Annotated in this window: 6 protein-coding genes and 1 pseudogene; 3 read left to right on the top strand and 4 right to left on the bottom strand. The window is 48.9% G+C overall.

The features are described from left to right. From Q0231_RS04020 to Q0231_RS04010, 3 genes are all read left to right on the top strand, one after another. On the top strand, positions 1–429 hold a 429-nt coding region (locus Q0231_RS04020), incomplete at its 5' end, for a PIN domain-containing protein (protein WP_299345397.1). Between the two features lie 46 nt (positions 430–475). Continuing rightward, positions 476–1036: a ribosome-recycling factor gene (locus tag Q0231_RS04015; protein ID WP_299345394.1), complete on the top strand. Its 561-nt coding sequence runs from the start codon at positions 476–478 to the stop codon at positions 1034–1036. 197 nt (positions 1037–1233) lie between these two features. Beyond that, positions 1234–2406, top strand: coding sequence for a hypothetical protein (locus Q0231_RS04010; RefSeq protein ID WP_269394639.1), 1173 nt, complete (start codon positions 1234–1236; stop codon positions 2404–2406). A 59-nt stretch (positions 2407–2465) separates the two neighbouring features. Here Q0231_RS04010 and Q0231_RS04005 read toward each other — a convergent pair whose 3' ends face one another. The 4 genes and pseudogenes from Q0231_RS04005 to malF all read right to left on the bottom strand — a co-directional run. Further along, complete coding sequence (locus Q0231_RS04005) at positions 2466–4148, bottom strand: DUF4214 domain-containing protein (RefSeq protein ID WP_299345391.1); 1683 nt, start codon at positions 4146–4148, stop codon at positions 2466–2468. Positions 4149–4418: 270 nt separating this feature from the next. Continuing rightward, positions 4419–5804, bottom strand: coding sequence for an FAD-dependent oxidoreductase (locus Q0231_RS04000; protein ID WP_299345388.1), 1386 nt, complete (start codon positions 5802–5804; stop codon positions 4419–4421). 47 nt (positions 5805–5851) lie between these two features. Next, positions 5852–6742 carry a maltose ABC transporter permease MalG gene (malG, locus tag Q0231_RS03995; protein ID WP_299345385.1) on the bottom strand — a complete coding sequence of 297 codons (891 nt, stop codon included), beginning with the start codon at positions 6740–6742 and terminating at the stop codon, positions 5852–5854. Continuing rightward, a pseudogene (malF, locus tag Q0231_RS03990) lies at positions 6739–6960 on the bottom strand (maltose ABC transporter permease MalF); the annotation flags it as partial. The pseudogene malF and the gene malG, both read right to left, overlap by 4 nt.

The raw sequence follows: 6960 nt of genomic DNA, 5'->3' as shown, positions 1-6960 counted from the left end.
TATATGACCGTACTCATAGATTCGAATATACTCATTTACGCTATCAACACTTCCAGCCCGAAGCATTCTGAGGCGAAAACATTTCTTCGTGAATTGCGCGATACACCTGTCATCGCGCACCAGAACATACTTGAAGCGTTTCGAATACTTACGCACGCGAAGTATTCTCACCCAATGCCAGTCGGCTCGGCCCTTAGGTCACTCAACTTGCTTTGCGGCGATTCTCAGATGATACTGCCGAACAGTTTGACATTCAGCTTGCTGCAGGAATTTAGCACAGTACATAAGTTGGACGGTAACAGAGTCTTCGATGCATATTTAGCTGCCACCGCATTATCGAACGACGTACACACCATTGCAACTGACAATGTTAAGGACTTCGCGAAGTTTTCGGGACTCAAAGTAACTAATCCTTTTGCGAAGGTATGAAGTGGTTCGTTGTATACTAGAGACATAGTACTAATCTGGAGGAACTATGGATAAAGAAGTTATAGCAGAGTTGGAAACGAATTTAGAAGCGGCCAAAGAGCGGTTTAGTGCAGAACGAAACAAACTGCGGACTGGTCGGGCACATCCGAGTATGGTTGATGGTGTGACTGCTGAAGTGTACGAAAGCCAGATGCCGCTTAATCAGCTGGCTACTGTTACCACGCCAGAACCACAACTGATCCAGATATCTCCATTTGATGTGAACAATATTGCAGCTATTAGTTCAGCGATCAGGGCAGACGAGTCTCTTGGGCTTAATCCAGCAGATGATGGACGGATCATCCGCATTCAGATACCTGCACTCACTGAAGAGCGCCGTATGCTAATTGTCAAACAGCTTGGGCAGAAACAAGAAGAAGCCAACATCAGTATGCGCAAAGCTCTTCAGGATGCTATGAGCACTATCGATAAAGCCAAAAAAGCCAAAGAAATGGCTGGCGGCCGAAACGTTAGGGCTTTGGGCGCACTCCAAAAAAGCCGTGGGACTTCCTTCACGGAAAGAAACTTCAGATTCATGCGCATTGGAAATGTTCCCGCGGAAGGTTGATGCTTATCGTTCTGCTATGCTTGTTACAGCTTTTCAACCTTTGGCGAAACCAGCAATTGCTTTGATGATGCAACTGATAACCTAAAGTACAAGACATCAATTAGGGATTTATTTACCATCCTGATCTTGATCAAGGCGCTTGGCCGCACCATGATTAGTCTTAAATTTGCACTCTTTAAAAAACAGGGAAGACGATCATGCGATTTACCTCCTTAATACTGGCATTTCTGGCAATATTGATCACCCCAATACTTGCCCAAGAATCCAAAGAAGAACGACTAGATTTCGGCGGTGATATTTATATCGGCGCTGAAAGCCCCGAAATTACAAATACTGTAGCCAATGATGTTTTTGCCACAGGCTACAAACCCACCGTTAGCGCCACCGTAAACGGCGATGTGCATGCCGCAGGCTTTGAAGTTATCGTGGATGGCGACGTCATGGGCAACACCTATGCCTTTGGCAATATGGTTCGCATCAATGGCGCAACGGCCAAAGACGTTACCTCGTCCGGCTCAAGCGTTCGGATTGACGGTGAAGTGGGCGGTAATGTGCGCGCAGCGGGCGCGGACGTGACCATCAATGCCCCCGTTTTAGGTTCGGTTTTGATCGGCGCTGCACGTTTTGACCTCAATGCAAATGTTAAAGGCGACGTCAGCTTTTCTGGTGACCGGATAAGTTTTGGCGAGGGGGCGAAAGTTGATGGCGCCCTAACCATTCGCTCCACACGAGACGACATCAAAGTGCCCGCCTCTGTCGCTTCGGCCGACCGGGTCACCATTGAAAAAATCACCCAGCCAGAAATGGTGTCCGGTATGGGCGATGTGGCCAAACAAACCACCCAAGGCTTGCTGATCGCATGGGTGTCTGCCATGCTGTTGCTGTTGATCTTGCCCATCGTTGGCATAATCTGGTTGGCACTATTTCCCAAACGCAGCCAAATCGCTTATGAAGTGGCCATCGCCAAACCGTTCAAATCCATCTTCTTTGGCATGTTGGGCGTAGCCATGTTCATCGGTCTCATTCCAGTTTTGGGCGTAACCCTCATCGGAATCCCACTGATCCCAGTCGCTATTGTTATGATGATCGTGTCTGTGTTTTTGGGCTATATCGCAGGTGCATGGTTCCTTGCCGCAAGGGTGCTTGAAGCCTTTGGCTTTGAAGGTGACACATTGGCCAAACGCGCCATTGCCATGGTCGCCGGCATCATCCTTGCCTTCATCCTGGGGCTCATCCCCTTCATTGGTTGGCTGATCGGCCTGTTAATCGGCTTTATCGGCTTAGGCGGCATCCTGTTCGCCTATGTTGGCCGCACGATCAACAAACAGTTCCACGAAGACGTGGCCGCCGAGGTTGATCGGCTGGCATAGAGCAGCTGGTTAAAACCCAATGAAATCAGAAGCGCCGCCCCACAGGGCGGCGTACTCTCTTAAATTGTAAACGGATCGTCCATAACGCCAACAAGATTGATCAGAAGCTCACCGCTATTCGGGTCAAGCGCAGCTGTATATTGAGCGTCCACAGCGTTTTTCGCCGCAGCTAGTCCTGCATCACTGCCATCGTACAAAGCCATGGCAGATTTAGCGTTGCCTTTGTCGCCCATCCCTTTGATTACGGAGAAATAAGTGCCAATCTTGGCCTTGCCTGTGATGTAATCAACATCATTTGGGTTGCCCGTTGCAGCTTTGGCGCCATTAATAATCGCCAGCATAAAGACATCGCGAGAAACAGAACCCGAATTCAGTTCACTCACCCAATAGTTAAACCCTGAGGTGTCTGGCGCACGGCCAAGGAAATTGTTGTAAACCGCAGTCACAAACCCAGTCGTATCATTTGGATCAGGATAAAGCGCCACCGTTTCAGGTTGAACAAAAAAGCTTTTGGCAATTTGGCTCAGCTGCATACCCTCGCTCAAACGGGTTCCCCAATAGAACAGACCTTCAGCATCCGGTGCGCGGTTGAAATAGGCAATATACATCTCAATGAAAACGGTCAGATCCGCAGCGGAAACATTGACCACCCCATCAAGCGCATCCAAATTGACGTCTTTGGTGCCCGTCAAAAAATCAATATTCTCAATACCTGTCAGGCTGTCCACACCTTCAGTGCCTTTACGGTCCTGCACTGTGGTCGCCGCACCTTTGGTTATTGTTAAAGAGAATTGCGTCGCTGCACCGGCATATTTGGCCGTGTCCACACCAGCACCACCATTAATTGTGTCGTTGCCACCAGCACCGGTGATGGTATCGTTCCCCTCACCCCCCAAAAGCACTTCAGAACTTGCATTTCCGTTGATGGTTTTATTGCCATCAACAACTGCTTCGGCGGTACGCGCATCAACTTTCACATTAGCCGCGCCCACGGTCACTGTTTTTTTGATGGTACCGTTTAAACCACCGCCGCTAAACTCAAGTTCGTAAGTGCCTGCTTGCACCTGCAGACTGTAGCCACCCGCATCCCAGGTCATGGTCGAAAAAGTGCCGTTGGCGCCCACCGCCTTTATGCTAACCGCCCCTTGTCCTTCGCCAATGTCATAAAAATTGTCGCCATCCGCATCATTGATCACCACGCCGGTTAAAAACGTGCGCCCGCCATGAGCAAAGTTTTGTGTGACCATTGATGTGGTGAGTGTACCGAATTGCACATCACTATAGGCGCCAACAAATTGACCAATGCCAATTTCAGAAAATGTTTCGGACATCAGATTTTTACGGTGGCCCGACGACTTGAAAAGTCCGTCATGATGAACACCCATTGTGAAAGCGTTATATCCGTAAATCGAACCGAACGCCCCGGCAATATTCTCACCAGTACTGTATCCACCGTTCGAGCTGGTCCACCCTGCAGCAAACATCCGGTTGGTGGGTGAGGTTCCGTCGCTTCCTGTGTGACTAAAGTAATTGTCGTTGATCATCGATACTGAATGCTTGTCAGCAGAGACATTCAAAAACGTACTAAATGCCAAAGGTGCTTTCGCATTTCCGTTGATCGTTCCGGGGGTCAAATCCTTGTTGAGGTCAATACCCAAGCGCGCCGCTTCTGCATTCGGGTCGCTCCGAGCTTTGTTGATAAGCTCCAGCATATATTGTTCGGTCGCTGTCGGAAATGCCATGTGTTTCCTCCCCTAACGGCTCATGTGATCCAAGGTTCCTCAAAATCAAAACACACAGAATTGGTTTGGTCCAGAGACAAGCCAAGAAAACTCACCTCACCCCGCGAGCCGCTTTGACTTGAAACAGCGAATAAACACCATACAGATCACTAACACTGCAACACTATGGCACTGTCTTGGCACAATCATGAAACAAGTTGGGACAGACCCGGCACAAACAGGCACATTTCACCCAATTTATCCCCGGTCACGCCAGCCAAAGACTTGCCCTCAAGCTAATTTCTCTTCGATCAATTGTGCCGCACGAATGCCACTCAAATATGCGCCATGCGTTGTTGCGTGATGCTTAAACGTTGTGTGTTCACCCGCTAGCAAAATAACGTCTTCGATCGGTGTACCCAGCCCGTCAAAATCTGCCGGTTTCACCCCGACTTTTGAATAGGAGTAAGCACCACCGCTGAACGGGTTTTTCGACCATCTTGTTGGTAAAATCTTTGTTGGTTCAGGCGCTTGATCGCCAAACATGGTGCGCACCGCATCCATGCAATCTGCCAGCATATCAGTGTCGTCAAGTCCTTCAACTTGCTTGGCATAATCGCCAAAACAAAACCCGACCAATATGTTTTGACTGGAAAAAGTACGGTAGTTTAAGAAGTAATTCCAACGCCCTCTTTTTTCATTCATCAACCCAAAATATTGTATGTCCTCGGGCCAAAACGCCGCGTCAAACTTTAAGGCGAGTTTGGTCACATTCCCCATACCAATTTTGCCGATCGAACTCCGCAATTTCTTAGGCAAAGCGGGTTCAAATTCAATTTTCTCTTGTTGCAGAATACCCAGTGGAACGGTGCAAATAACAAAAGACGATTCAAATCGTTGATCGCCGACATAGACGTAGGCACCCTCTCCCTTTTCATATTCTATTCTGTCCACTTGAGCGTTTAACCGCACATCTAGTCCGGCGGCTAAAGGTTTCAATATGGGCGCATAACCCTTTGAAAAAACAACGTCTTCACCATCAAAAGCTTCGTCTTCATCAAAGTAATATGCCGACAATTTGTCCAATGGACCGCCAGTATCAAACTCCGTATAGGCAGAAAGCATCCACTGCAACACTTCGTCTTTTTCAATGCCAGGCGACACCTTTTTAAGGGCGTCGATTAGCGGCTGATCATTGTCGAACGCAGCATCTACGCGACCAAAAATCTCTTGCAAATCTTTGTAATAACGAGTGATTTTCGCTTTTGGCACAACGCTACCTGATGCATCAAAAACTCTATAGCTGTCGTCATCTGTCAGATATGTATTGGCCTCAACACTCTGTGCAAGTTTTGAAATTGGATTACCATCTGGGCCGTGAACCCAAGCAGCACCCAGGTCGAATGCGGCCCCCAACGAATTGTCCGTTTTAATCCGTCCGCCGATTTCACGATCCGCTTCCAATACGCCAACTTCATAGCCCCAGCCCACCAACAGTTTGGCAGCGGTTAGCCCGGCGATACCTGCACCAACAATTATGACATCAAAGTCGGTTTTCTCACTCGCGAAAGCGCCCTTTGTCAAAGCTACAGCCCCAACCCCAAGGCCAGTTGCAACTGACTTCTTCAAAAAACTGCGTCGCGTACCAAGGCCATTCCGCTTGCTTGTGTTTGACATAATCCCTCCCGTTTCCGCTCGGAGATTACATTGCAATTATGACTTCGTCATCCTTTTACAGCGCCATCACCAAGGTCTGACACCAAGAAGCGCTGTGCAAACAAAAAGATAACGGTAATAGGCAAACCAGACAGCACAGCCGCAGCGGCGAAATCGCCCCAGAGATACTTCTGTTCATACAAATATTGCCGCGCACCAACCGCCAATGTCATCTGATCGGTATTGCGCAACAATACAGAAGCGACTGGATATTCATTGATTAAAAAGATAAAGGACAACACAAAAACCACGGCCAAAATCGGCACGGACAGAGGCAAAAAGATAAAACGGAACGCCTGCCAAGGGGTGGCCCCATCAATCATTGCGGCTTTGTCCAGCGCCGGGTCAACGCTATCAAAATAGCCTTTGATAGTCCAAATATGTAGTGTGATTGCAGATAGATAGGACAAGATCAACGCCGGGTGGCTATCGATCCCGAGCCAAGGCACCACACGGCCCAAGGCATCAAAAATCGCATAGGCGGCGATAACCGTTAGAGCCGCTGGAAACATTTGAACGATCAGCAAGGTGTCGAGCAAGCCAACCCGGCCCTTAAACTGCATCCGCGCAAACGCAAAAGCAGAAGTGGTCGACAATACCAAGATGCCGACAGAGGCAATGATGGAGATTTTGACCGAATTCCACAGCCACAGCAAAACCGGATATGGCGGCAAAATAACGGTGCCATCGGCCCGTGTATATTCAAACCCAAGCGCCAAAGCCCAATGTTCAAGCGTTGGTCGTTCGGGGAAAATGCTGCCCGTCGAAAAATTCCCTTCGCGAAAGGAAATCGACAAGACCATCAAAAATGGGAACAAAATCAACGCAATAAAACAGATCAGAAATGTGTGTGCCGCAACCTTGCGCCAAAACAGCGATCGTTTGTTTTCAACCATCATGAGCGTGCACTCCTTTTGGCAGCCAGTTTTTGCATGGCCCGGTAATTCACAAAGGCGATGATGCCGGTGATGATAAAGATCAGCGTCGAAATGGCGCCGGCCAAGCCAAAATCTTGCCCAGAATTCTGGAACGCGATGCGGAAGGTGAACGAGCCGAGCAAGTCAGTGGAGCCTGCCGGGATGATGGTGCCCGGAATGTCCGGCCCACCACGCGTGAG

The organism is uncultured Maritalea sp. (genome assembly GCF_937139385.1).
Lineage (GTDB): Bacteria > Pseudomonadota > Alphaproteobacteria > Rhizobiales > Devosiaceae > Maritalea > Maritalea porphyrae_A.
Note: the sequence above shows the minus strand (reverse complement) of the source record. Positions and strands in the feature narration are given on the sequence as shown.